This window comes from Micromonospora sp. NPDC005305 (assembly GCF_040607315.1).
Classification (GTDB): Bacteria; Actinomycetota; Actinomycetes; order Mycobacteriales; family Micromonosporaceae; genus Micromonospora.
The window spans coordinates 195,951-219,557 of the sequence record NZ_JBEXGL010000003.1; the positions used below are offsets into that span (position 1 = coordinate 195,951).

Sequence of the window (23,607 nt, forward strand, 5' to 3'; positions counted from 1 at the left end):
GGAAAAGGGACTGGCTCGAACGGTCGAACGAGGCGCGTGCGATGCCGGGCCGCGCGGGCCCGGCATCGCACGCTGACGCGGACAGCTACGGTCGGTCGCAGGTGGTGATCTTCGGTTGCCACCGGCAGGCCAGGCCGGCGAAACCGCCGTTGGCGACCACGTCGACGGGCAGCGTGTCACCGGCCTGCATGACCCGCTGGCTGCGCACGAGCCCGCCCTCCCCGTCGGTGATCAGCTCCACCAACCACCGTCCGGCGGGCAGGTTCAGCGGTACGTCCAGAGTCCGGGCGGCGCCGGCCGAACTCCCGCCCAGGAACCAGCGCTCTCCGCTGCGGCGTGCGAAGACGGCGCTGTCGGCGGGACGGCCGGCGAGCAGCCTTGTCTCGTCCCAGACGGTCGGCACCTGTTCGAGGAAGCGCACCGCCTCCGGCCGCGCCTCGTACGACTCAGGAGTGCCGGCGAGGTCCTGCAGGCCGGACTCGAAGACGACCGACAGCCCCAACTCGTGGGCGTCGGAGGTCGGCCGGTTCCGATGGAACCCCATGGGTGTGTAGTCCATCGAGCCGACCACGTTACGGGTGAAGGGAAGGGCGGTGATGTGGCTCGTGGTGAGGCTGCTCTTCTCGGCGCCGTGGACGCCCTCCATGGTCATGACGTGGGGCCAGACCCGGTGAATGCCCTTCGGGACGTTCGAGCCGTGGAAGTTCACCAGCAGTTGGTTCGCGGCTGTCGCGGGCAGGATCTCGTCGTACCACCGCAGCCGCTCCTGCGACTCGGAGTCCATGAAGTCGATCTTGACGCCCTTGACGCCCCATTCATGCAGCGTCGGCAGCCACTCGGACCGCTCCTGCGCCGTGTCGAGGTCCCGGTAGTGGATCCAGACGACGATGCCGACGTTGCGCTCCCGCGCGTAGCGGACGAGTTCCGGCATCCAGCTTGTGGTGCGCCAGTTCGGGTCGGTGACGTCCCACTGCTGCGGATCGAAGTACCAGCCGGCGTCGACGGCGACGTACGGCCAGCCGCGCTGGGCGGCATAGTCGACGTACCCCATCTGCTTGGTCAGGCTCTGCCCGGCGGCCCGCCCGCCGGCGAGCCAGGTCCAGAGCACCTGGCCGGGGTGGATCCACGAGGTGTCGCTGATCCGCGACGGCGGCGCCAGGTCGTCGACGAGCGTCGACGTGGCGATCGTGTCGAGGTCGCCGACGACCATCACCCGCCACGGCGTCGCCAGCGGCCCGTCGACCAGGACGTTCTGGTCCCACAGCTTCACCCGGTACGTGCCGGTGCCGTCGTGCACCAGGCTGCCGCCGGAGTACCGTCCGTCGAGGTTGGACTCGGCGATCATCAGGTAGGTGCCGTCGACGTCGAACAGCGCTGGGGCGAGATACTCCCGGTCGTCCGCGGCGGCGGCGGTGGTCTGGACGTAGGGGTTCTCGTAGTCCCGGCGGTGGTTCGCCAGCCAGGCCGTGCTCTCGGGAGGCACCGTGAACGCGGACGCCTCGCCGAGCACCGACCCGTAGTCGCCGGGCAGTTCGTACCGGTAGGCGATCCCGTCGCGGGCGGCCCGGACGACAAGGTCGACCCGGGCGTCACCCGCGCCGGCGAACCGGAACCGCGCCTCCCGGAAGATCGCGAGCCGCCGCAGCTGCTTTCCGACCGTCGTCGTGTAGCGCTCGATGTCGGTGCGGTCGCTGCGGCCGAGGAACCGCAGTCCGCCGGTCAGGTCGGCGCCCTCGGTGCGGATGCCCAACGTGCTGGGCGCCAGTACCGTCCGGCCGCCGCGGGACACCGCCAACGAGATGGTGCCCGCCGCCTTGTCGTGAATGACCTCCGCCCTCGGGGCGCCGGGTTCGGAGGCCGCCGCGACGGTCCATCGGGCGGTGCCCGCCCGAGCGGGTGTCGCCGTGAGAGTTCCGGCGAGCAGCGTGGCGATCAGGGCGACCGCGAGGGCCGCGATCCGGGGGGTCGGGTGGGCGGCGGTAGCCCGCCGCGCCGACCGATCTGGTGTGTGCTGCACAGGTGACTCCTCCTCGAATGTGGTGGGGAGACCGGTGGTCGGCGCGGGTGAGCGCCTCAGTCGATGCCCTGCTCGCGCACGACCTGGCGGAGCAGGGCATCGACGGCGGGGTGGGTGCCGCGGGGAGGGTCAGCCCAGCGACAGCCGGTCGAGGTCCGGTGCGGAGTCCTCGTCGTTGTGAATCTTGATGGTGTTGGCGCCCGCCTGAAGGGTGACGGGGACCGAGGTCGTGTAGGGCGTGTTGTTACCGACGCCGCTCACCTTGACCTCGACGGGCGTACCGCCGTTGACGGTCACGAAGAACGACCGGTCACCGTTGACCGTGAAGTCGACGAACAGGGTGTACTGGCGAGCCGTGTCGACGGTGATGTTCTCGAACAGCACGTAGGCGTCCGAGCTGCCGCCGATGTTGCGCACCTTCTGTCCGCCGGAGCAGGGTGAGCAGCTCGTGATGCCGGAACTGCCGAGCTGGTTGCCCGAGTCCTCCGCCTCGCGCATGAACACCCGGTCCGCCGGGCGCAGTTGCACCCGCAGGTCGCGGCTGACCTGGTTCGGCCTGCCGAGCGTCTTGAACGACGCCACGACCGGGATCTTCGCCGAGCTGACGTCCTGGCCGGCCGGCGACGTGACGGTCCAGCTGCCCTCCAGAACCTGTCCGAGGCGCATCTCCCTCGACGTCGCGGCGCCGCCGGTGACCGACCAGCCGGCGGGAACCACCGGGGCCATGCTGACCTGGTCGAGTGCGTCGTCGACGTCGAGCCGCAGCCGCGCCGTGACGGTGACCGACTGCTGCCCCGGGCCGACCCACTGCACACCGGCGGGCTCCACGGTCATCGTGGTCCGCGGCACGGAAGACGCCGGTGGCAGGGGTCCGACGGAGATCCGGTCGATTCCCGGGCCCCGGGCAGTCGAACTGAACACGGTGATGGTGTTGGCGCCGGCCCGCAGCGGCACGGCGACCGCCGAGGCGACGGGCACCTCCGGGTTGTCCGCGACGACCGGCACGTCCACGCCGGTCGCGCCGTTGACGCTCACCGTGAGCGAGGCGTCGGCGCCGCCGGCGGTGTGGTCGACCTGCAGCCGGTAGGTACCCGCCTCCGTTGCGGTGACGCCCCGGTAGGTGACCGAGTTGCGGGCGCCGCCTCCGAGCCCGACGACCTGGTGCGACCCGGAGCAGGCGACGCACTTCGCCGGCTTCGCCTTGCCGTCGAGCGCGTTGCTCCGCGACTCCGCCTCCAGCGGCAGTTGGGTGCCCGCCGCCGCAGGATAGTCGTAGGCCACCTTGACCTCGTCGATCCGCAGCTGGCGGTAGAACGTCGGCGCCTGCGGGCCGCCCCAGGTGTTCAGGACCTCCAGCTTGATGAATCGGGCGCGTTGGTCGCCGATGTCGACGAACTGGACTCCACGGGCGCTGGGCATCGCGCCGCTGCGCACCGGCTGCCCCCAGCGCACGCCGTCCTTGCTGACGTAGACGCGGTAGTCCTTGATCCGCGCCGAGTCCTCCGGCCGGCCGAACGACTCCCGGGCGTACGTCGGCGACCACTCCCGCTGGTTCACCGCGAGGTACCTCGCCTTGCGGGTGTCTCCGAGGTCCAGCGTCAGCGAGACCGGCAGCTGCCCGTTGCTGTCCCAGTAGTTCTCGAAGCTTCCGTCCGCCAGGGCGGCGGCGGGGTGGCCCGCGCCGGAGGAGGACGCGGACGCCTTGATCATCGACTGGGGGTAGAAGAACTGCTGGCCAGCCGTGCTCACCTGGAACACCGTGTCGTAGGTGTCCCAGGTGTCGATGCCGAGGATCGTCAGGTACCCGCCGGACTGGCTGAACCGCATCCGCTCGCCGGTCCTCAGGTCATTCACTCCGGTCACCCGGTAGCCGTTGTCGCGCAACCGCACCTGATCCGTCCGCGGCCGGGTCAGCACGTGCACGTACTGGGTCGTCGCACCGGGTTTCACGGTGATGACACCGTGAGCCCCGTCGTTCCAGAAGCCGGGCTGCATGCCGCCGTACAGGTAGCCACCGCCCTCGGTGCCGACCAGCGAGGACCGGATCGGCGGCACCCACCCGGCCATGAAGTTGTTGAACGACTCCTGCTGTGCGGGGAACGTGCCGTTCACCATCGGTGTCTCCGCCATGAGCGACTTCATGGACGATCCGGCGTTGGTGATGTAGCGACCGGTGCTGAGCCGGACGTCGACGGCGTGGTCGCCGCCGTCGTACCACCAGGAGCCGGTCGTCGGCAGCTTGTAGTCCGCCTCGGTGAGGCGTGGCATGGGGGTGAAGGCGGCCTGCGGATAGTCGTAGGCCGGCGTCATGCCGGTCTTCTGCTCATTGCTGACCGTGTCCATGATCGGCGTGTCCTCGTTGTTGTTGCTCAACAACCAGGACGGGCGCTTCTCCCGGATCTGCTCGTAGAGGTGGTTCCGCTCCCAGTAGGCGTTGTCGTTGTCGATCCAGAACCCGCCCAGGTCGGTGTACTTCTCCATCACCTCGAAGAACAGGTCGTAGCTGAACATGCCGAACCCGTCGCGGCTGGTCAGGTCGACCTGCTGGCCCTTGTACGCCGAGTAGGCCGCCGAGTCCAGCGTCTCGACGCCGAGTTCGTTGTGCCACTGGGGGTCGTCGGTCATGTAGAGGATGACCCGGACCCCCTTGGCCTTGCCGGCCTCGATGAGCTCGCCGAGGATGTCGCGCTCGGTGGCGCAGCTGCCGGGAATCTTCGACGGCCAGGGGCGGGCGTAGCCGAGCCGGCTGTGGAAGGTGGCCAGGACGATGTAGGAGGCACCGAGCTTGCGGGCCTCGTCCACCCAGTAGTCCGGGGTCCAGCCGCCCTCGGTGACGTCGTCCTCCCACTCCGCGCAGTCGCGGTGGGCCGGGGCGGTGAACATTCCCCAGTGCAGGAACAGGCCGGCCGTGGATTCACGCATCCACTGTTGTCGCGGATGCTGGACCTCCGCGTGGGCGGCGGGGGCGCCGATGAGCCCCGCGGTCAGGACGAGGACGAGCGCGGCGCCCAGCAGGCGCCACCTGCTCCACGCCCGCTCGGATCGTGGTCGGGTACCGCCGTGCGGTCGAAGTCTCATGGGGACATCGCCTCTCGATGGTCTGTGTGGTCAGGGGTTACATCGAGGTTTCGAATGAAGACATCCGATGATTGCAACTGCCATCGGCGATGGTCAAGGCCTCGCTTGGTCCGCCGCACGGCGCGACGACCATCGCCGCAGGCAGATAACGCCGAACGATGGGGGAGGTCGCCAGGCTGTTCCGGCGTTGGGCTGGTGCGATGACGAGTCATCCGATCACTGCCGGCCGGACCGTCATTCATCGGATGACCAGCGCGGGTCCCCGCTGGTCGAAGCCGGCAGGTTGCCGCCGATGGCCAGCACGCCGGCCATGGCCACGTGGAAGCGGAACCGCAGCGGCAGGGTCCGCCCGGTCAAGAAGTTCGGTACGTCAGTCACCCAGGCGGCATTCGGCACTGGCCCAAACGGGCGAAGTCGCTCGATTCCAAGGAATGCCGCGAACCGGGCAGTCATCCGATCGATCCGGGGGAGGATGACGCCTTTTCCGGGTTCGGGCGTTGACACTCCGCCCAAAGATCGGATGTACTGCGCTCCGGCGTTGCCTCTTCGCCACTCCCACCACTGTCCGACCACACGAGAGGTGGCTCAATGCGGAACAAGCCCCGAGCATTCCGGGTGGCGGCCGCACTCGCGGCCGTCGTAGCCCTCAGCGCCTGCACGGTCGGTGAAAACTCGTCCACCGTGGACGGCAAGCAGGAGGTCACCTTCCTGACCTTCGAGACGCCGAACCTCACCCCCGGGTACTGGGATGCCGCGATCAAGCGGGTAACCGACAAGAATCCGGACATCACCGTCAAGAAGCTGGTGGCCCCGACCGCGGACGGTCGGACGGCGTACGCCAAGCAGCTGCTGCAGTCGGGCCAGTTCCCGGACGTCATGATCGCGGTTTCCCCGGCCGGGTTCGCCGAGGCCGGAAACCTCTACGCGTGGCAGCCGGACGAGCTGAAGGACTTCCTCTATCCGACGGCGAACCCCATCAACGGGAAGTACTACCAGCTGCCGGCCAACACCCAGACCATCCCGCCGGTCTACTACAACAAGAAGATGTTCGCCGACGCCGGCGTCACCGCGACCCCCAAGACGTGGGCCGAGCTGCTCGACGCGTCGGCGAAGCTGAAGGCGAAGGGGATGACGCCGTTCGTCATCGGCGGCGGCAAGGACGGCTTCGCCTCTTCGATGATCCTGTCCGGTCTCGTGAGTGTGGACCTGTACGCGAAGACGCCGGACTGGCTGACCAAGCGACGGGCGAACCAGGCGAAGTTCGCTGACCCCGACTTCGAGAAGGCCCTCGGCAAGTTCGCCGACCTGGCCGCCAACGGCTACCTCGACAAGTCGGCGGTCTCCCGGGACTACGCGGCCACAGAACAGGCGTTCCTGGACGGCAAGGGCGCGATGTATCCGATGGGGAACTGGTTCGCGGCGAACGCCGACACCAAGAAGCCCGGCTTCGAGATCGGCGTGTTCAACTTCCCGACCGAGGACGGCAGGGTCGTGGCGCCCGCCTACACCGGCGGCGGCATGATCGTCAGCGCGAAGGCCAGGAACCTCGACGCGGCCAAGAAGTTCGCGCTGGCGTTCCAGCTCGACAAGGAGCAGCTCGACGCGTCCGTCAAGGCTGACGGACTCTTCCCCGCGATCAAGGGCTACACACTGCCCTCCGACGTGGGTCCGGTGTTCAAGGCGGGATACGAGCTCTACCAGCAGGCGCAGGCTCAGCAGGCCGTCGTGCCTGCATTCCGCTGGGAGACGGCCGACGACGGGCTGCTCCCCGGAATGGCCGACAAGGTCGACGCGGCCGCACAGGACCTGATCACCGGACGCAGGACGCCCGCCCAGGCCGCTGCCTTCCTCGACACGGAATGGTCGAAGGCCGGCTGATCCGGCGACGCGCACGACCGGGTGTGGAGAGCGCCCTCGCTCTCCACACCCCCGCGGTCGCACCGAGGCCGGCGACGGTCGACCGGTAGGAATGGAAGGAGTAGGCGCAATGGTTGCCCAGGTCGCCAGGCCTGCCACACGGCCCGCACCGGAGGAGACGACAAGGACCCGGCGACGACGCCCCCTGGGGCCGGCCCTCGGGCACTTCGCATCGTTCGCCGCGCCGGGGGTGCTGGTCTACGCCTGCTTCGTCCTGGCGCCGATCCTGGTCAGCCTCGGCTACAGCCTGACCAACTACAACCCGTTCAACCCGCCGACCAGGTACGTGGGACTGGACAACTACCAGCTGTTGCTGCGCGACGACCAGTTCCTCACGGCGCTGCGGGTGACGAGCATCCTCACCGTGATCGTGGTGATCGTGCCGAACGTGCTCGGGCTGGCGGTCGCGCTGCTGCTCGACCGGCACGGGTGGCTCTACAACGCCCTGCGCAGCGTCTTCTTCACCCCGGTCATCCTGAGCTCCGTGGTCGTGAGCGTCATCTGGTCGCGCCTGCTGGACAGCGAAGGACCGCTCAACGAGGCGCTGAGGGCCCTCGGGGTCGACCAGCCCCCCGGCTGGCTCTCCGATCCGGCCGTCGCCCTGTACTCGGTGGCGTCGATCATCAGCTGGCAGATGCTCGGCTTCTGCGTCGTGGTCTACCTCGCCGGCCTCCAGGGTGTGCCCGTCGAGCTGCAGGAGGCCGCCGCCATCGACGGCGCCGGCCCGGTCCGCCGGTTCCGCGCCGTCACCTGGCCGATGCTGGCGCCCGCCCTGACCGTCAACACCGTCGTCCTGCTGATCTCGGCGTTCAAGGCATACGACTACATCAAGGTGATCACCAACGGTGGGCCGGGATCCGGCACCACCGCCACCATCGCCTTCAACGTGCTCCAGACCGGCTTCGACGCCAACCACGGTGGATACGCCTCCGCCATGGCGATCCTGATGTTGCTCATCGTCGCGGTCGTGACCGCGATCGCGCTGAGGTTCCTGCAGCGCCGGGAGGTGGACCTGTGAAACATGGCAAACCGTCGTGGCTGCGCCCCGGGGTCGCGATCACGCTCGCCGCGGTCTTCTTCGTGCCGCTGTACTTCGTCCTGGCCAACGTCTTCAAACACGGCGACCTGATCGCCAAGCAACCCGCCCAGCTTCCGCTGCCGCCCACACTGGCCAACATCGAGGCGGTGCTCACCCGACCGGACCGCCTGTTCTGGGTCAGCCTCACCAACAGCATCGTCGTCACCCTCCTGTCGGTGCTGGTGCTCATCGTGCTCTCCGCGATGCTCGGCCACTACCTCGCCCGCACCCGCAATCGGTGGACGCGGGCACTGACCCTGCTCCTGCTGTGCGGGCTCATGATCCCGCCGCAGGTGATCCTCATACCGATCACCGACGTGCTGCGGTTCACCCACCTGATGGCGACACTGCAGGGTCTGGTGCTGTTCAACGTCGGCTACTACGTACCGTTCGGCATCTTCGTCTTCATGGGCTTCATCCGCGCCGTACCGGTCGAACTCGAAGAGGCGGCACGCATCGACGGTGCGAGTCGCATGCAGGTCTTCTGGCGGGTCGTCTTCCCGTTGCTGCGCCCCGCGACCGCGAGCGTCGTCATCTTCCTCAGCGTGTGGATCTGGAACGACTTCATCAATCCGCTGATCATTCTCGGCCCGAGCCAGGGGACCACGATCACCACCGGCATCTACCGCTCGATCGGGCAGTACCAGGCGGATTTCGGCAGCCTCTTCGCGCTGATGTTCCTGGCCACGCTGCCCGTGCTGATCTTCTACCTGGCTCTCCAACGACAGTTCGTCAAAGGCCTGACCGGAGGCGCCACCAAGGGATAGCCGGGGCGCCGCGGCGCATTGACGTGAGCTGTGTGAGAACTGACGTATTGGATGTGCGACATGAATTCTGGGGGCGACGCATGAGGCTCTTGAGGGTGGGCGCACCAGGACAGGAACGCCCGGCACTGCTGGACGAGGCCGGGCGACTGCGCGACCTCAGCGGGTTGATCGACGACCTCGACGCATCGTTCTTCGCCACCCACGGCATCCGGCGGCTGACAGAAGTCCCGACGGCCGCGCTGCCGGTGCTCACCACCGGAGGACTGCGCATCGGACCACCGCTGCGGCCGAACAAGATCGTATGCATCGGCTTGAACTACCGGGACCACGCCGCCGAGACCGGTGCCCCGCTCCCGACCGAGCCGGTCGTCTTCCTGAAGGCCCCGGACACCGTGGTGGGACCCGATGACACGGTTCTCGTTCCACGCGGCAGCACGAAGACCGACTGGGAGGTCGAGCTCGCCGTCGTCATCGGACGCACCGCCCGCTACCTGTCCAGCGTCGACGAGGCCATGCACTGCGTCGCCGGCTACGCCGTCGCCCACGACGTCTCCGAGCGCGAGTTCCAACTCGAACGTGGCGGCCAGTGGGACAAGGGCAAGTCCTGTGAGACCTTCAACCCGCTCGGACCCTGGCTGGTCACCGCCGACGAGGTGCCCGACCCACAGGCCCTGAGGCTGCGGCTGTGGGTCAACGGTGACCTGCGGCAGGACGGCACCACCGCCAACATGGTCTTTCCGGTGGGGGAGATCATCCGCTACCTGAGCCAGTTCATGGTCCTCCACCCGGGCGACGTGATCAACACCGGCACCCCGGCCGGAGTGGCACTGGGGCAACCCGAACCGAAGCCGTACCTGGTCGCGGGTGACGTCGTCGAGCTGGAGATCGACGGGCTGGGACGGCAGCGCCAGGAGGTGGGGCAGGCATGAACTTCACCGAGCTGGAGGTCCTCGACGTCCGCTTCCCGACCTCGCGCGAGTTGGACGGCTCCGACGCCATGAACCCCGACCCCGACTACTCGGCCGCCTACCTGGTGGTGCGCACCGACGAGGTGGACGGGCACGAGGGGCACGGCTTCGCGTTCACCATCGGGCGCGGCAACGAGGTGCAGGCGGCCGCGATCGCCTCGCTGCGGCCGTACCTGCTCGGCAGGTCGGTGGAGGCGGTCCTGGCCGACCTCGGCGGCTTCTGGCGCGAGCTCGTCCACGACTCGCAGCTGCGCTGGCTCGGCCCGGAGAAGGGCGTCATGCACATGGCGATCTCCGCCGTGATCAACGCCCTGTGGGACCTGCGCGCCAAGCGGGCGGGGCTGCCGCTGTGGCAGCTGCTGAGCCGGCTGAGCCCGGAGGAGCTCGTCGAGCTGATCGACTTCCGCTACCTCACCGACGCCCTGACCCGCGACGAGGCGCTGCGGATCCTGCGCACCGCACAACCGGGACGCGCCGAACGGGAGGAGTTGCTGCGGCGCGAGGGGTTCCCGGCCTACACCACGTCGCCGGGCTGGCTGGGCTACGACGACGACAAACTGCGCCGCCTGTGCAAAGAAGCGGTGGCGGAGGGCTTCACCCAGATCAAGCTGAAGGTCGGCGCGGTTCTGGCCGACGACATCCGGCGGATGGACATTGCCCGGCAGACCTGCGGGCCGGACGTCCGCATCGCGGTCGACGCCAACCAGCGCTGGGACGTGCCGGAGGCGATCAGCTGGATGCGCGAGCTGGCCCCGTTCGACCCGTACTGGATCGAGGAGCCGACCAGCCCGGACGACGTCGTCGGGCACGCCGCGATCGCCCGCGGGGTGGCACCCATCCGGGTCGCGACGGGCGAACACATCGCCAACCGGGTCGTCTTCAAGCAGTTGCTCCAGCTCGAGGCGATCTCCTACGTGCAGATCGACGCGGCTCGGGTCGCCGGGGTCAACGAGGTTCTCGCGATCCTGCTGCTGGCGGCGAAGTTCCGTGTGCCCGTGTGCCCGCACGCGGGCGGGGTGGGCCTCTGCGAGTTGGTCCAGCACCTGTCGATGTTCGACTTCGTCGCCGTGTCCGGCTCGATGCAGGACCGGGTCATCGAATATGTCGACCACCTGCACGAACATTTCGTCGATCCGGTGGAGGTCTCGCGTGGCCGCTACCACGCGCCGACCGCACCGGGCTTCAGCGCCACCATGCGGCCCGAGACGCTGGCCGAGTACGTCTTCCCGCACGGCCCGGCCTGGTCCGCCGCGGGCGCGCCCGGTCCCACGGTGAGTGGGAGCGGCGGCGGGCGGCACCGCGACGAGGACGACCGGACCGATGGTGAGGTGGAACGGTGACGGGTGAACGAGGCGAGTTCGCCGGGTTGAGGGCCCTGGTGACCGGCGGGGCGTCGGGCATCGGGCTGGCGACGGCGACCCTGCTGGCGGAGCGTGGCGCCCGCGTGGCCTGTCTGGATCTGCGCCCCGACGCAGTGCCCGAGCCGCTGCTCGGTTTCGCGGCGGACGTCGCCGACGATCCCTCGGTGCGCGAGGCCGTGGCCGCCGCCGTCCAGGCGCTCGGTGGCATCGACGTACTGGTCAACAACGCTGGCATCGGAGCCCGCGGCACGGTGGAGAGCAACCCGGACGACGAGTGGCACCGGGTGCTCGACGTGAACGTGGTCGGGATCGTCCGGGTGACCCGCGCCGCACTGCCGCACCTGCGCGCGTCGTCCCACGCGGTGATCGTCAACACCTGCTCCATCGCGGCGACCGCCGGGCTGCCGGACCGGGCGCTCTACAGCGCCAGCAAGGGGGCCGTGCAGTCACTGACGTTGGCGATGGCGGCCGACCACCTGCGGGAGGGGATCCGGGTCAACTGCGTCAACCCCGGCACGGCGGACACGCCGTGGGTGCGTCGGCTGCTGGAGGCGGCCGAGGACCCGACGGCGGAGCTGGCCGCGTTGCAGGCCCGCCAGCCCCTCGGCCGGTTGGTCAGCGCGAACGAGGTGGCGGCGGCGATCGCCTACCTCGCGAGCCCCCTCGCCGGGTCGACCACCGGCAGTGTCCTCGCCGTCGACGGCGGCATGCAGGGGCTGCGGCCGCGCCCCGCCGCGGATCGTCCTGACTGAGGGAAGGAGCTGCCCCATGCAACGGATCGCCCTGCACACCCGGCTCAAGCCCGGCAAGGAAGGCGAGTACGACACCGTGCACCGCGTCATCCCCGCCGAGCTGGACAGCGCGCTACGCGCGGCCGGGGTGCGCTCGTGGCGAATCTGGCGGGACGGGCGCGACCTGTTCCATCTGGTCGAGGTCGAGGACTACCAGCGGATGCGACACGAGTTGCGGGATCATCCCGCGAACGTGCCCTGGCAGGCCCGGATGGCGGAGCTGCTGGAGGTCGAGGACGACTACTCCGGTGCCGACTCGGGGCTGCGCCTCGTCTGGGAGCTGCCGTGACCGCTGTCCGGTTGGGGCGGTCCGAGGTGACCGTGAGTCCGCAGGGTCTCGGCTGCGCCCAACTCGGCAATCTGTACACGGCGCTGCAGGACCCGGAGGCCGCGGACACCGTGGCGGCGGCCTGGGAGTCGGGCATCCGGTACTTCGACACCGCTCCCCACTACGGGCTCGGGCTCTCCGAGCGCCGGCTCGGCGACGCGCTGCGCAGCCTGCCCCGACCCTCGTACTCGGTCAGCACCAAGGTGGGTCGCCTGCTCGTGCCGGACCCCGCCGGAGCGGCGCGACCAGACCCGGCGGGCTTCCACGTGCCGGCCGACCACCGCCGGGTGTGGGACTTCAGCGCCGACGGGGTGCACCGTTCGCTGGAGGCGAGCCTGGTCCGGCTCGGCCTGGACCGGATCGACGTGGTGCTCATCCACGATCCGGAGGACCACCAGACTCAGGCGCTCGAGCAGGCCTATCCGGCCCTGCACGACCTGCGGGCGCAGGGTGTCGTCGGCGCGATCGGGGTCGGGTCCAAGCGGTGGCAGGTGCTGCACCGGTTCGTCACCGAGACCGAACTCGACGCCGTCATGGTCGCCGGCCGGTACACGCTGTTGGAGCAGCCCGCGCTGGACACGCTGCTGCCGGAGTGCGCGCAGCGCGGCGTCTCCGTACTCAACGCGGGCGTCTTCAACAGCGGTCTGCTCGCCGTCGACCGGCCACACGCCGGGCTGCCCTACGAGTACCACGACGCGCCGGCCCCGATGGTCGACCGGGTGCGGGCGATCGCCGCCGTCTGCGCCCGGCACGGGACCTCGCTGCCGGCGGCGGCGCTCGCCTTCGCCGGCGCGCACCCCGCGGTGGCGGCGGTGGTGGTCGGGGCGCACGACTCCCGGCAGGTGCGGCGGAACGAGGCGCTGCAGGCAGCCGCACCACCGCCGGCCGAATTCTGGTCCGAGCTGGTCGTCGAAGGACTGCTGCGCCCGGATGCCCCGGTCCCGATCCGTCCGTCGGGCCGGCCATGATCGTCGACGCGCACCACCACCTGTGGCGGATCGACGACGGCTACCGGTGGCTCGACGAGCCGGACCTGGCCCCGATCCGCCGGTCGTTCCTGCCCGCCGATCTCCAGCCGGAGCTGTCCGCCGCCGGCGTCGACCGGACGATCCTGGTGGAGGGCGGGCGCTGCGACACCGCGGAGGCGGCCGTCCTGCTCGGGTACGGGAGCAGCACCGCGGCGATCGGCGGGGTGGTCGCGTGGGCCGACCCGGCCGACCCCGCGCTCGCCGACACCATCGCCCGCTACCGGCAGCTGCCCGGGGGCGGGTTGCTGGTGGGCGTCCGGCCGCAACTGCAGGGCGAGGCGGACCCGGAATACCTCGACCGCCCGCAGGTCCGGCGCGGGCTTCGTACCGTCGCCGAGGCCGGCCTGGCATTCGACGTCGTGGTCCGGGTCGACCAGCTCGGGGCGGTGGCCCGGGCCGCCCGCGCCGTGCCGGAGCTCGGCTTCGTCCTCGACCACCTGGGCAAACCCCGCATCCGCGACGGCGCGGCCGGCCTGGCCGAATGGGCGGGTCCGGTCGCGGAACTCGCGGCACTGCCGAACGTCACCGCCAAGCTCTCCGGGCTGGTCACCGAGGCGGACCGGAACCGGTGGCGGGTCGCCGACCTGCGCCCGTTCGTCGGCGCGGCCGTGGAGCTGTTCGGCCCCGAACGGCTGATGTTCGGCTCGGACTGGCCGGTCTGCCGGCTGGCCGCCGACTACGGCGCGGTGCTGTCGGCGGTGGCCGAGGCGTTGCCTCCGCTGTCGCCGCAGGAGCGGGCGGCGGTGTTCGGCGACACCGCGGCGCGAACCTACCGACTCGGCCCCTGAGCACGTACCGGTTTTCGTGGTAGATAGGGACGGTGAAGGAACGCATGGCGGTCACCGACGAGGCGATCGGCAAGATCAAGCAGATGATCGTCGCGGGCGAACTGCGCCCCGGTGATCGGCTGCCGCGCGAACCCGACCTCGCCGAGCGGCTCGGCCTGTCCCGCAACTCCCTGCGCGAGGCGGTCAAAGCGCTGTCGCTGATCCGGGTGCTCGACGTGCGCCAGGGCGACGGCACATACGTGACGAGCCTCGACCCGGCGATGCTGCTCGACGCGCTGAGCTTCGTCGTCGACTTTCACCGGGACGACACCGTCCTCCAGTTCCTGGAGGTACGCCGCATTCTCGAGCCGGCCGCCACCGCGCTCGCCGCGCAGCGGATCGGTGATGAGGAACTCGGCAAGCTCCGGAGCGTGCTGGACGCGCTCGGCGAGGATCCGAGCATCGACGAACTCGTCGCCAACGATCTGGAGTTCCATCGGCAGATCGCGGCCTGCGCGGGCAACAAACTGCTCAGCTCGCTGCTCGACAGCCTCTCCGGCCCGACCACCCGCGCCCGCATCTGGCGGGGACTGACGCAGGAGGGCGCCGTCCACAAGACCCGTGAACAGCACGCCGCGATCCTGGAGGCCATCGCCTCCCGGCAACCCGAGCTGGCCCGATCGTGGGCGACGGTCCACATCGCCGGCGTCGAGGAATGGCTGGGCCGCATTGTCTGAGCGTGCCGGCCTGCCGGCAGATGCCGAGGTGCTGAACCCCAGGCGCGCTCATGCCGAAGACGGGCCGGGTGGCTGACGATGCGGATCGCCCTGTTCGTGACCTGCCTCGCCGACACCCTCTTCCCGGAGGCGGCCAGAGCGACGGTGCGGCTGCTGGAACGCCTCGGCCACGAGGTCGTCTTCCCCGAGGAGCAGACCTGCTGCGGGCAGATGCACGTCAACACCGGCTATCCGGACGAGGCGCTGCGGCTGGTGCGCCGGCACGTGCGGGTCTTCGCCCCGTACGACGTGGTGGTGGCGCCGTCCGGCTCGTGCGTCGGGTCGGTGCGGCATCAGCATGCGACGGTGGCGCGCCGGGCGGGGGATGAGCGGCTGGCGAGCCGGGCGGAGGAGGTGGCCGCGCGGACGCATGAACTGTCGGAACTGCTGGTCGACGTGCTGGGGGTGACCGATGTCGGAGCGTACTTTCCGCACCGGGTGACGTACCACCCGACCTGTCACTCCCTGCGCATGCTCCGCGTCGGGGACAAGCCGCTGCGGCTGCTGCGCGAGGTGCGGGGCCTGGAGCTGGTGGAGTTGCCGCAGGCGGAGCAGTGCTGCGGCTTCGGTGGCACCTTCGCGGTGAAGAACGCGGACACCTCGACGGCCATGCTGGCGGACAAGATGCGCAACGTGCTGGCTTCGAGGGCGGACGTGTGCACGGCCGGGGACGCCTCCTGCCTGATGCACATCGGTGGCGGGCTGTCCCGCCTGCGGGCGGGGGTGCGGACGGTGCACCTGGCGGAGATCCTGGCCAGCACGGAACGGTCGGAGACGGCCGGTGAGCGGGACCGGTTGGAGGTGCGACCGTGAGCAGGACCTTCCTGGGCATGCCGACGCCTGCTCCGCGCGGGGTGGGGCATCTGCGTGGCGACGAGCCGTTCCCGGCCGCGGCCCGGCGGGCGTTGGGTGACGCCCAGCTTCGCCGGAACCTGCGGCACGCCACCACGACGATCCGCGGCAAGTCGGGGGCGGTGATCGGCGAGGTGCCGGACTGGCAGGAGTTGCGCGCCGCCGGCCGGGCGATCAAGACCGACACGATGGCCCGCCTGCCCGAGCTGCTCGAACAGCTGGAGGCGGCGGTCACCGCGGCCGGCGGCACGGTGCACTGGGCGGCCGACGCGGTCGAGGCGAACCGGATCGTCACCGACCTGGTCCGGGCCGCCGGCGCCGACCGGGTCATGAAGGTCAAGTCGATGGCCACCCAGGAGATCGGCCTGAACGAGGCCCTGGAGGCGGCCGGGATCGAGCCGGTGGAGACCGACCTGGCCGAGCTGATCGTCCAGCTCGGGCGGGACAAGCCCAGCCACATCCTGGTGCCGGCGATCCACCGCAACCGGGCCGAGATCCGGGAGATCTTCCTGCGTGAGATGCCCGACGTCGATCCAGGGCTGACCGACGAGCCGGCGGCCCTGGCGGCGGCGGCCCGCCGGCATCTGCGGCGGACCTTCCTCAGCACGAAGGTGGCGATCTCCGGGGCGAACTTCGCCGTCGCCGAGACGGGCACCCTGGCCGTGGTGGAGTCGGAGGGCAACGGGCGGATGTGCCTCACCCTGCCCGACACGCTGATCACGGTGATGGGCATCGAGAAGGTCGTCCCCACCTGGCGGGACCTGGAGGTGTTCCTCCAACTGCTGCCGCGGGCGTCGACCGGGGAGCGCATGAACCCCTACACCTCGATGTGGACCGGTGTCACGCCGGGTGACGGGCCGCAGGCGTTCCACCTGGTGCTGCTGGACAACGGGCGCAGCGCGGTGCTCGCCGACGAGGTGGGCCGGCAGGCGCTGCACTGCATCCGCTGCTCGGCCTGCCTGAACGTCTGCCCCGTGTACGAACGCACGGGCGGGCACGCGTACGGGTCGGTCTATCCGGGTCCGATCGGGGCGGTGCTCTCCCCGCAGCTGACCGGCGTGGCCGACAACGCCTCCCTGCCGTATGCCTCGTCGCTCTGCGGCGCCTGCTATGACGCCTGCCCCGTGATGATCGACATCCCGTCGATCCTGGTCCACCTGCGCGCCGAGGCCCCCCACCCCCGCGCCGAGGCGGCGGCGATGGCCGTGGCCGCGTACACCATGGACCATCCGGCGCTGTACGCGGCCGCGCAGCGCGCCGCGAAGCTGAGCCGGCTCGCCGGCCCGCGCGGACGCGGCCTGCCACCACCGCTGTCCGGCTGGGCCGCCAGCCGTGACCTGCCGCAGCCGCCGCCGCAGACCTTCCGCCAGTGGTGGGCCGAGCGGTGAGCGCGCGAGACCTCGTCCTCGGCCGGCTCCGGGCCGCACTCGGCGAGCCACGGACCGCGCCGGCCGAGATGCTCCGGGACTACCGGCCCGCCGGCGCCGTCGCCACCGACCTCGACCTGCTCGTCCACCGACTCACCGACTACCGGGCCACGGTGCACCGGTGCGCCGACACCGACGTCGCCCGGACCGTCGACGAACTGCTCGGCGGCCGGCAGATCGTCGTGCCACCCGAACTGCCCCGGCACTGGCTGCCGGACAGCGTCACCCCGGTGCTGGACGACAACCTCACCGCGGCGCGGATCGCGACCCTGGACGGGGTCGTCACCGCGGCGGCGGTGGCCGTGGCTGAGACGGGCACGATCCTGCTCGACGGGGCCCCCGACCAGGGCCGCCGGATCATCACACTGCTGCCGGACGTGCACGTGTGCGTCGTGCGGACCGAGCAGGTCGTCGCCACCGTGCCGGACGCCCTCACCCGGGTCGATCCGCACCGACCCCTGACGTGGATCAGCGGGCCGTCGGCCACCAGTGACATCGAACTCAACCGGGTCGAGGGCGTCCACGGACCGCGGAACCTGCACGTCATCATCACGGGGTGAGCCGGGCCAGCGGGTGAACCTCAACAACGACGGGCTTCTGCTCGTCCCTCGCGCAGACGGCCGGATCCCTGACGTCAGGCGAGGCCGGGGGCATAGGCGACGGCCACGAAGCGGACCGCGCGGCCGGCCAGGCAGATCCCGGTGAAGACGACCGGGCGCATCGTCGTCGTTCCGAAGTAGACGCTGGTGGCCAGCAGGGGTGGCAGGCCGGTGGTGGCGCTCACCGCGAGCAGGGCTGCGGCGGGCCACGGCCGGTCGGGTGGTGGGCGGCGGTGCCGGCCGGTGCGGCGTACGGAAGCCAGCTTGCGCTGGAGCCACGCCGACCGCACCTCGCCCCGCGAGGCCAGGAAGAGCACGACCTTCCCGGCGGTCTGGCCGGCCGCGGCGGCCAGGCCCAGCGCCACCGGATGACCGTGCCCGGCGGCCGTGGTGGCTACCAGGTAGGGCTCGATCGGGACGAATGGCAGCACGGCCGAGACGATCCCGACGGCCGCGGCCGCCAGGATCGCGATCATCGCGAGCCGCAGACCGGGGTGGGGAAGATTGTCGTGGGAGGTGTCAGCCGGGTCACGGCGACCAGCGAGGCGACCTTGACGGCGGTGACCGCGAGCGCGAACGCCAGCGGCGGCCACGGTGACGGGCTGAGCACGACCAGGACGATAAGGGCGCCGGTGTTGACGGCCTTCGCCGGCGGCGACCAGTTCCACCACCAGATCCGGCGGTCGACCTGGGCGAAGTAGTTCGGGCTGAGCAACGGCCAGCGCAGGAACGCCAGGCTCAGCAGCTGGTCGACGACCATGAACTGGAAGAGGAACACGCCCACCGGCAGCGCGGTGTCGGGTCGCAGGACGATCAACGCGGCGGGCAGGTGGCGGTGCAGGCGCGGTCGGCGACGATGTCGAAGACGGCGCCCACCCGGGTCTCCTGGCCGAGTGCGCGGGCGGCGGCGCCGTCGGCGATGTCGCCGACCCAGTAGGTGGCGTACGCCGCGATCAGCAGGGCCGGGCTGCGCTGAGCCAGGGCCGTCACCCCCAGCCCGACCGCGACCACCGTCCGGACCGCGGTGATCGCGTGGGCGCATGTCTCATTCGGCGTTCTTGAGATGCGTTCCACCTCGCCGGTGCGTCGGTTGAGCTCGGCAAGCTGATCGCGTACCTGGCTCATGGTGCGCTCGGTGCGCTCGGTCAGATCGGCGTGACGCCGCTGCTGCTCGGCCCGGGAACGGGTGCTGAGGAACCAGATGACCGCGATGATCAGCGCGCCGGCCACGATGAGGAAAATGGAGGCGATGTCCATCATTGCTCCTTCGGATCGGTGGTCAGGGTGGTCGCCGCAGCGGCGATGACCTCGGGTGTGAGCAACAGCGAGAACGGCGCGGCCCGGTAGAACTTCAGCGCCTTGCCGTCCGGCGACAGCTCGAGGTCGGCGGTCACCAGACCGGCCCGCTCCAGCTTCTTCAGGTGCACCTGGAGCAGGGCCGGCTGATGCCTTATTTGCATGTGCCAGCACAAGTGTCAACCGAACGCTGGGAGAGGTGGGCGGAGATCACAGCCGAGGCCTGCTGTGTCGGCGGCCGTAGTCTCAGCGTCATGACGCAGCCACAGACGCATACCCTCGCCCTGCCGGGCGTCGACCTGGTCTACGACGTTCGCGGCCCGCTCCCACCAGCCGGTGGGCGTCCCGCCCTGGTCATGATCGGCCAGCCGATGACTGCGGAAGGCTTCGACGCGCTCGCCGCCCACTTCACGGACCGCACGGTCGTCACCTACGACCCGCGCGGGCTGGGCCGCAGCGTCCGCAAGGACGGCCGGTCCGATCACACGCCGCAGGATCAGGCCGCCGACCTGCACCTTCTGGTCGAGGCGCTCGGCGCCGGTCCGGTCGACATGTTCGCCAGCAGCGGTGGTGCGGTGACCGCGCTCGAACTGGTCGCGAGCCACCCCGGCGACGTCGTCACGCTGGTGGCGCATGAGCCGCCGATCAACGCCGTGCTACCCGACGCCGCGGCCGCCGAACGCGCGCGGGCCGCCTTCCACGAGGCGTACCAGGCGAAGGGCACCGGTGCGGGCATGGCCGCGTTCATCGCGATGACGTCCTGGCAGGGCGAGTTCACCGACGCCTACTTTGCCCAGCCCGAGCCCGACCCGGCGATGTTCGGCCTGCCAACCGACGACGACGGCACCCGCGACGATCCGCTGCTGTCGAAGAACTCGTGGGCGATCACCGACTACCGCCCCGACGCGGAAGCGCTCACCGCGGCACCGACCCGGATCGTGATCGCGGTCGGCGAGGAGTCGGCGGGAACGTACACCGCCCGCACGGCCGTCGGCGCCGCCGCCCTGCTCGGCCAGGAAGCCACGGTGTTCCCGAGCCATCACGGCGGATTCCTCGGTGGTCAGTTCGGTTACGCCGGCAAGCCCGAAGAGTTCGCCGCGAGGCTACGAGAGGTTCTCGCCGCCGGTTGACCAATCCGGGTTGCGCAGCCCGGCTGCCGTGCGGCGGGAGATTTCTCCGGGGCCGTGTCGATCCGCGCGCCGCTCGTTCGACGTTAGGGTGCGAGGGCCGAGAGGCGGCCCCGGCGGACGAGGAGAGCGCCATGCCGAAGTACCTGCTGATCATGCGGGGCACCGACGAGTCGAACGCGGCCATGATGGCCGACATCGACGAGATGATGGCCACGACCCGCCAGTTCATCGAGGAGATGGTCAAGGCCGGCGTCCTCCTCGCGGCGGAAGGGCTCGACGATCCGGGCCGGGGCGTGGTGGTCGACTTCAGCGGCGAGGCCCCGGTGGTCACGGACGGGCCGTACGGGGAGACCAAGGAACTGTTCGGGGGCTTCTTCCTGCTCGACGTGGCCTCGAAACAGGAGGCGGTCGAGTGGGCCAAGCGGGTGCCGGCGGCCCGCGGTGCCAAGGTCGAGGTCCGGCGGGTGCCCGGGAGCGACGAGGTCCCGCAGGTCGAGGCGTGACCGTCCAGGACTGGGCCGGGCGCGAGAGCAACGGCCAGATCTGATGGGTACGGCCGACGTCGAGGCCGTCTGGCGGATCGAGTCGGCGCGGATCGTCGCCGCGCTGACCCGGTTCACCGGCGATTTCGGACTGGCCGAGGACGCGGCCCAGGAGGCGGTGGCCGAGGCACTGGTGTCGTGGCCGCTCGCCGCTCCGGCCAATCCGGCCGGTTGGCTGATGGCCACGGCCCGGCGGCGGGCCGTCGACGTGATCCGTCGCCGGACCGCCCTCCAGGACCGGTACGCCCTGCTGGCGGCCGACCCGGCGGTCGACGAGGAAATCGACCTCGACAAGATCGACGACGACGTCCTGGCGCTGATGTTCATCAGCTGCCATCCGGTGCTGTCGCCCGAATCCCGGGTGGCCCTGACCCTGCGCGTGGTCGGCGGCCTGTCCAGCGAGGAGATCGCCCGCGCGTTCCTCGTGTCCGTGCCGACCGTGCAGGCCCGCATCACCCGGGGCAAGAAGACGATCGCGGCGGCCGGGGTGCCGTTCGAACTGCCGACGGCGGGCGAGCGTCGGGAACGGCTCGGCGCCGTGCTCAGCGTCCTCTACGTGATCTTCACCGAGGGGTCGACGGCCACGTCGGGCGATCGTCTGCTGCGTCCGGACGTCGCGTACGAGGCGATCCGGCTGGCCCGCACGCTGGCCGCGCTGCAGCCGGACGAGCCGGAGGTGCACGGGCTGCTGGCGTTGTGCGAGCTGACGGCCGCGCGCTTCCCGGCCCGGACCGGCCCAGACGGTTCACCGGTCCTGCTCGAGGACCAGGACCGGCGGCGGTGGGACCTCTCGGCCATCCGCCGTGGGCTGGCCGCGCTGGCCAAGGCATCGAGTCGCGGCCTCGGCCCCTACGGCCTGCAGGCCGCGATCGCCGCCGCCCACGCGTCCGCGCCCTCCGTCGAGGCGACCGACTGGGACCGGATCGTGGTGCTCTACGAGGCGCTCGGCCGGGTCGCGCCCTCGCCGGTGGTCGAGCTCAACCGGGCCGTCGCCGTGGCCATGGCCTCAGGTCCGGCCCACGCCCTGGCCATCGTGGACGAGCTGGTCGCCTCCGATCGGCTCCCCGGTTCGCATCTGGTGCCCACCGTACGCGGCGAGCTGCTGGCCCGGCTCGGACGGCGACCGGAGGCGCGCGCCGAGCTGGAGCTGGCGGCCCGGCTGTGCGCCAACCAGCGCGAACGCTCGGTGCTGCTGCGCAAGGCGGCCGCGCTGGGTTGACCTCTCCGGCCCGGCCAGCGGGGCTTCGAGCGGTGCCACGTGCTGGCCCCGCGGGGGCCGGCTCCGCCGGTCCGGCCGACTGACTGTCCCCGGCATCTCGACGGGTCGGCGAACCCGGCGCAACGGCGGGTCGAGCACGGGCGCCGCCACCGAACCGGGCAGGTCCGCCCGCCCATCCGTTACGCTCTCCGGAGCGACCGGCGTCCCGATCGGCATGCCTGCTGCTCCGCGACGGGCAGGACCGGCGGTCCGGGACAGCCGCGAGGCGGAGCCCCGGGCTGGCACGCCCGTCACCACGCAGGGCAGAGAGGGATGACACCATGACGGCGGTAGCGGGCCAGCAGCCGACTGCGGTGGATTCCTCAGTTGCCGGGCACGGAGCGGAGGAGGATCTCCGGTCGTTGTTCGGGCAGTCCACCGCCGTCTTCGCCTCGCTGGCCGGGCCGACGCACCTGCTGGAAAGCGCGAATCCGGCGTTCTTCGTCACCATCGGCGAGACGCGGGCCCGCACCGGAGCGCCGCTCGTGGATCTGATGCCCGAGCTGGCCGGCCAGGGCGTCATCGCTCTGCTCGACGAGGTCTATCGCACGGGCGAGCCCTACACCGGCCGTGACGTCCGGGTGGTGCTGGGCGCCGGGCCGCACGCGCGGGAGTCGTTCTTCGACTTCACCTACGAGCCGCGGCGGGACGCCGACGGCAAGGTGACCGGGATCCGTGTGATCGGCGTGGAGACCACACAGGTGAAGCACGCTCAACGGCTGATGGCGGAACATCGCGCCCTCGTGGAGCAGATCGCCCGTCAGGCACCGCTGACCGAGGTGCTCGACGGCATGGCCCGCTGTATCGAGAACCTTGCACCGCAGGAGGTCCTGGTCTCCGTCCTGCTCGCCGATCCCGACGGCCGGCACCTGCGCCACGGCGCCGCGCCCAGCCTGCCCGACTTCTACAACCAGGCCATCGACGGGATCGCCACCGGTGAGGGCGTCGGCTCCTGCGGCACCGCCGCGCACCGCCGGGAACCGGTCATCGTCACCGACATCGCCACCGACCCGTTCTGGGACGACTTCCGGGACCTGGCCGAGCGGGCGGGACTGGGCGCCTGCTGGTCCACGCCGATCCTGGCCCGTGACGGCAGCCTGCTGGGCACCTTCGCCATGTACCAGCGCCTTCCCCGCGTTCCGCAGGACACTGATCTCGCCCTCGCCCGGGTCTTCACCGGCACGGCGGCCCTGGCCATCGAACGCCACCACATCGAACAGGCGAAGGCGGCCGCCGACGCACGAGCCCGAGCAGCGCATGACGAGCTGGCGAAGGTGGTGCAGGCGGAGCGCGAACTGCGCGCCGAGGCCGAGCAGCGCGCCGCCGCTGCCGCGGAACTCACCGCCCGGATGCGCGCTGCCGCCGCCGCGCAGGCCGCCACACCGCACCCCGAGCAGTGCCAGCTCGGCGGTACCGGCGGGTGCCCCGCACCGGCCGAGATCAAGATCGCCGATTCGTGGGGCGACTCGGCGTGGGGCTGCCCCACGCACGTCGAGGAAGCCATCATCAACGTGCGCTCGGTGTTCATCGCCAGCGAGGAACTCGGCGGCCTGGCCGCGTACCTCAGGCGTTGACCCTCGTCCGGGCCACCGACGGCGAGGCTTGAGCGGCCCGCCCCCGGTGCCGT

At 70.8% G+C, this 23,607-nt stretch carries 24 protein-coding genes; 17 read left to right on the forward strand and 7 right to left on the reverse strand.

Features of this window, described 5'->3' with window-relative positions; translation table 11 throughout:
* Positions 1–85: 85 nt before the first annotated feature.
* From ABZS80_RS06905 to ABZS80_RS06915, 3 genes are all read right to left on the reverse strand, one after another.
* Complete coding sequence (locus ABZS80_RS06905) at positions 86–2,017, reverse strand: glycoside hydrolase family 97 catalytic domain-containing protein (protein ID WP_355054838.1); 1,932 nt, start codon at positions 2,015–2,017, stop codon at positions 86–88.
* A gap of 129 nt (positions 2,018–2,146) precedes the next feature.
* Positions 2,147–5,095 carry an alpha-L-fucosidase gene (locus ABZS80_RS06910; protein ID WP_355054839.1) on the reverse strand — a complete coding sequence of 983 codons (2,949 nt, stop codon included), beginning with the start codon at positions 5,093–5,095 and terminating at the stop codon, positions 2,147–2,149.
* A gap of 234 nt (positions 5,096–5,329) precedes the next feature.
* Positions 5,330–5,473: a hypothetical protein gene (locus ABZS80_RS06915; RefSeq protein WP_355054840.1), complete on the reverse strand. Its 144-nt coding sequence runs from the start codon at positions 5,471–5,473 to the stop codon at positions 5,330–5,332.
* A gap of 210 nt (positions 5,474–5,683) precedes the next feature.
* Between ABZS80_RS06915 and ABZS80_RS06920 the strand changes: the two genes are divergently transcribed.
* From ABZS80_RS06920 to ABZS80_RS06980, 13 genes are all read left to right on the forward strand, one after another.
* A complete protein-coding gene (locus tag ABZS80_RS06920; protein ID WP_355054841.1) occupies positions 5,684–6,973 on the forward strand; it encodes an extracellular solute-binding protein in 1,290 nt (429 codons plus the stop codon).
* 109 nt (positions 6,974–7,082) lie between these two features.
* Positions 7,083–8,030 (forward strand): sugar ABC transporter permease, encoded by a 948-nt coding sequence (locus tag ABZS80_RS06925; RefSeq protein WP_355054842.1) that lies wholly within the window; start codon positions 7,083–7,085, stop codon positions 8,028–8,030.
* On the forward strand, positions 8,027–8,857 hold the full coding sequence (locus tag ABZS80_RS06930) for a carbohydrate ABC transporter permease (RefSeq protein ID WP_355054843.1): 831 nt from the start codon (positions 8,027–8,029) through the stop codon (positions 8,855–8,857). Before ABZS80_RS06925 ends, ABZS80_RS06930 begins: the two co-directional genes overlap by 4 nt.
* An 80-nt stretch (positions 8,858–8,937) precedes the next feature.
* Positions 8,938–9,786 (forward strand): fumarylacetoacetate hydrolase family protein, encoded by an 849-nt coding sequence (locus ABZS80_RS06935; protein ID WP_355054844.1) that lies wholly within the window; start codon positions 8,938–8,940, stop codon positions 9,784–9,786.
* A complete protein-coding gene (locus ABZS80_RS06940) occupies positions 9,783–11,165 on the forward strand; it encodes an L-fuconate dehydratase (RefSeq protein ID WP_355054845.1) in 1,383 nt (460 codons plus the stop codon). The genes ABZS80_RS06935 and ABZS80_RS06940 overlap by 4 nt, the downstream gene beginning before the upstream one ends.
* Positions 11,162–11,938 carry an SDR family oxidoreductase gene (locus ABZS80_RS06945; RefSeq protein WP_355054846.1) on the forward strand — a complete coding sequence of 259 codons (777 nt, stop codon included), beginning with the start codon at positions 11,162–11,164 and terminating at the stop codon, positions 11,936–11,938. Before ABZS80_RS06940 ends, ABZS80_RS06945 begins: the two co-directional genes overlap by 4 nt.
* A gap of 16 nt (positions 11,939–11,954) precedes the next feature.
* Complete coding sequence (locus tag ABZS80_RS06950; protein WP_355054847.1) at positions 11,955–12,266, forward strand: L-rhamnose mutarotase; 312 nt, start codon at positions 11,955–11,957, stop codon at positions 12,264–12,266.
* Between the two features lie 32 nt (positions 12,267–12,298).
* Positions 12,299–13,273: an aldo/keto reductase gene (locus tag ABZS80_RS06955; protein WP_355054848.1), complete on the forward strand. Its 975-nt coding sequence runs from the start codon at positions 12,299–12,301 to the stop codon at positions 13,271–13,273.
* Entirely contained in the window at positions 13,270–14,121 is an 852-nt protein-coding gene (locus tag ABZS80_RS06960; RefSeq protein ID WP_355054849.1) for an amidohydrolase family protein, read from the forward strand. Before ABZS80_RS06955 ends, ABZS80_RS06960 begins: the two co-directional genes overlap by 4 nt.
* Before the next feature lie 32 nt (positions 14,122–14,153).
* Entirely contained in the window at positions 14,154–14,837 is a 684-nt protein-coding gene (locus ABZS80_RS06965) for a FadR/GntR family transcriptional regulator (protein WP_355054850.1), read from the forward strand.
* Positions 14,838–14,915: 78 nt separating this feature from the next.
* Positions 14,916–15,689: a (Fe-S)-binding protein gene (locus ABZS80_RS06970; protein WP_355054851.1), complete on the forward strand. Its 774-nt coding sequence runs from the start codon at positions 14,916–14,918 to the stop codon at positions 15,687–15,689.
* A gap of 17 nt (positions 15,690–15,706) precedes the next feature.
* A complete protein-coding gene (locus ABZS80_RS06975; protein WP_355055065.1) occupies positions 15,707–17,116 on the forward strand; it encodes a lactate utilization protein B in 1,410 nt (469 codons plus the stop codon).
* On the forward strand, positions 17,113–17,715 hold the full coding sequence (locus ABZS80_RS06980; protein WP_355054852.1) for an LUD domain-containing protein: 603 nt from the start codon (positions 17,113–17,115) through the stop codon (positions 17,713–17,715). Before ABZS80_RS06975 ends, ABZS80_RS06980 begins: the two co-directional genes overlap by 4 nt.
* 74 nt (positions 17,716–17,789) lie before the next feature.
* On the opposite strand, the gene ABZS80_RS06985 is transcribed toward ABZS80_RS06980, so the two are convergent.
* The 4 genes from ABZS80_RS06985 to ABZS80_RS07000 are packed head-to-tail and all read right to left on the reverse strand — an operon-like array spanning position 17,790 to position 19,214.
* Entirely contained in the window at positions 17,790–18,230 is a 441-nt protein-coding gene (locus ABZS80_RS06985; RefSeq protein ID WP_355054853.1) for a hypothetical protein, read from the reverse strand.
* Positions 18,227–18,571, reverse strand: coding sequence for a hypothetical protein (locus tag ABZS80_RS06990; RefSeq protein ID WP_355054854.1), 345 nt, complete (start codon positions 18,569–18,571; stop codon positions 18,227–18,229). The genes ABZS80_RS06985 and ABZS80_RS06990 overlap by 4 nt, the downstream gene beginning before the upstream one ends.
* Positions 18,568–19,011, reverse strand: coding sequence for a CDP-alcohol phosphatidyltransferase family protein (locus ABZS80_RS06995; protein ID WP_355054855.1), 444 nt, complete (start codon positions 19,009–19,011; stop codon positions 18,568–18,570). Before ABZS80_RS06995 ends, ABZS80_RS06990 begins: the two co-directional genes overlap by 4 nt.
* Positions 19,011–19,214 carry a hypothetical protein gene (locus ABZS80_RS07000; RefSeq protein ID WP_355054856.1) on the reverse strand — a complete coding sequence of 68 codons (204 nt, stop codon included), beginning with the start codon at positions 19,212–19,214 and terminating at the stop codon, positions 19,011–19,013. The genes ABZS80_RS06995 and ABZS80_RS07000 overlap by 1 nt, the downstream gene beginning before the upstream one ends.
* 90 nt (positions 19,215–19,304) lie before the next feature.
* On the opposite strand from ABZS80_RS07000, the gene ABZS80_RS07005 reads away from it, so the two are divergent.
* From ABZS80_RS07005 to ABZS80_RS07020, 4 genes are all read left to right on the forward strand, one after another.
* The gene (locus ABZS80_RS07005) at positions 19,305–20,180 is read left to right on the forward strand and encodes an alpha/beta hydrolase (protein ID WP_355054857.1); all 876 of its coding nucleotides are present in this window, start codon (positions 19,305–19,307) and stop codon (positions 20,178–20,180) included.
* Between the two features lie 131 nt (positions 20,181–20,311).
* Positions 20,312–20,683: a YciI family protein gene (locus tag ABZS80_RS07010; RefSeq protein WP_355054858.1), complete on the forward strand. Its 372-nt coding sequence runs from the start codon at positions 20,312–20,314 to the stop codon at positions 20,681–20,683.
* Between the two features lie 43 nt (positions 20,684–20,726).
* Positions 20,727–21,941 carry a DUF6596 domain-containing protein gene (locus tag ABZS80_RS07015; RefSeq protein ID WP_355054859.1) on the forward strand — a complete coding sequence of 405 codons (1,215 nt, stop codon included), beginning with the start codon at positions 20,727–20,729 and terminating at the stop codon, positions 21,939–21,941.
* A gap of 320 nt (positions 21,942–22,261) precedes the next feature.
* Positions 22,262–23,554, forward strand: coding sequence for a GAF domain-containing protein (locus ABZS80_RS07020; RefSeq protein ID WP_355054860.1), 1,293 nt, complete (start codon positions 22,262–22,264; stop codon positions 23,552–23,554).
* Positions 23,555–23,607 lie beyond the last annotated feature (53 nt).